1 protein-coding gene is annotated in these 251 nt (G+C 63.7%); it reads left to right on the forward strand.

Annotated elements, in window-relative coordinates:
- A partial coding sequence (locus tag U4Y88_RS37700) for a TolC family protein (RefSeq protein WP_321790157.1) occupies positions 1-251 on the forward strand: 251 nt, incomplete at both ends.

A 251-nucleotide genomic window follows, 5' to 3' on the forward strand; every position in this document is an offset into this window, starting at 1 on the left:
GCCGAGTTCTATCCCGACGTGAACCTCGCGGCGGGCATCGGTTTCGATGCGTTCGGCTGGGGCAAATTCCTCAACTTCACGAGCCGCCAGATGAACATCGGCCCGGCCGTGCATCTGCCGATCTTCGATGCGGGCGCACTGCGCGCGCAACTGAAGGGCCGTTACGCCGACTTCGAACTCGACGTCGCGAACTACAACCAGACGCTGATCGGCGCGTTCCAGGACGTGGCGACGACGGTGTCGTCGATCCG

Origin of the sequence: Paraburkholderia sp. J94 (assembly GCF_905220285.1) — a bacterium.
Classification (GTDB): Bacteria; Pseudomonadota; Gammaproteobacteria; order Burkholderiales; family Burkholderiaceae; genus Paraburkholderia; species Paraburkholderia tropica_A.